Below are 1,192 nucleotides of genomic sequence, written 5' to 3'. Positions count from 1 at the left end.
AAGGTCAGCGTAGTAGGCGTTCTCGACCTCGATGGGGGTGCGGTAGTCGAGCTCGCCGTGAAGCCTGCGGTTGTTCCACCACCACACGTACTCCAGGGTTGCCAGCTCGACCTGTTCGACCGTGCGCCAGGGTCCTCGGCGGCGGATCAGTTCGGTCTTGTACAGACCGTTGACCGCCTCAGCCAGCGCGTTGTCATAGCTGTCACCGACTGTCCCGGTCGAGGGTTTCGCGCCCAGTTCGGTGATTCGATCGGTGTAGACCACTGCGAGGTAGTTCGACCCGTGATCGGCGTGATGCACCAGCTGGGTCAGGTCACGGCCGCCACGGTCTGCGTCCCAGGCAGCCATGTCCAGCGCCCGTAGCGGGAGGATGTCGGCACGCAGCGTCGCGGCGACGTTCCAGCCCACGATCCGCCTCGAGTACACATCGGTCACGAACGCGACGTAGGCGAACCCGGACCAGGTCGCCACATAGGTCACGTCAGCAACCCACAACCGGCCCGGGCCGGGCGCGGTGAAATCCCGGTTGACCAGGTCCTTCGGCAGTACGGCCCCGGTCTTGTCGGGGCGGGTGGTGAAGATCTTCTTCGACCGCCGCACCCCACGCAGGTCCAACTCCCGCATCAACCTCGCGGTCTGGTCCCGGCCGATCGCCCAGCCCTGCCGTTTCAACAGGGCGTGCATCTTCCGGACCCCGTACACGCCATAGTTCTCAGCGTGCAACCGGGCGACCTCGGGTTTGAGGAGGTCATCGCGTAGTCGCCGGGCTGAGGCCGGCCTGGTCTTCGCTGCCCGGTAGCCACGCGAGGTGATGAACCCACGAACCGCCGCACCCAGGACACGGCAGATGGCCTCGACCCCGAACTGATCACGATGTTCATCGATGAACCGGATCATCTCGTCGTGGGACGGTCGAGTTCCTTGGCGAAAAACACGCTGGCCGACTTCAAGATCTCATTCGCCCGCCGCAGCTCAGCGTTCTCTCGCTTGAGTCGCTTGATCTCAGCCGCAGCATCGGTGGTCACACCCGGCGCCAGCCCACCGTCGACCTCGGCCTGTCGCAGCCAGCCACGCAACGTCTCACTGTTCATCCCCAGCATGCCCGCCACGTGACGGATCGCGGCCATCTGGTTCGGGTGCTCCGGACGGGCCTCAGCGAGCATCCGCAACGCCCGCTCACGCATCTCAGAGG

At 65.3% G+C, this 1,192-nt stretch carries 1 protein-coding gene; it reads right to left on the bottom strand.

Annotated features, from left to right (window positions below; genetic code table 11):
• Positions 1 to 1,184 (bottom strand): IS3 family transposase gene (locus IEY84_RS26535; protein ID WP_229789054.1). Its coding sequence is split into 2 segments (ribosomal slippage), with 1,185 coding nucleotides annotated over them: positions 1 to 929 and positions 929 to 1,184; the frame shifts between segments, so codons are not numbered across the junction. This gene is flagged as partial in the annotation.
• Between the last annotated feature and the right edge of the window lie 8 nt (positions 1,185 to 1,192).

It is taken from the genome of Nocardioides albus (genome assembly GCF_014648255.1).
GTDB lineage: Bacteria > Actinomycetota > Actinomycetes > Propionibacteriales > Nocardioidaceae > Nocardioides > Nocardioides albus.
This window is presented reverse-complemented; position numbering and strand designations above follow the sequence as displayed.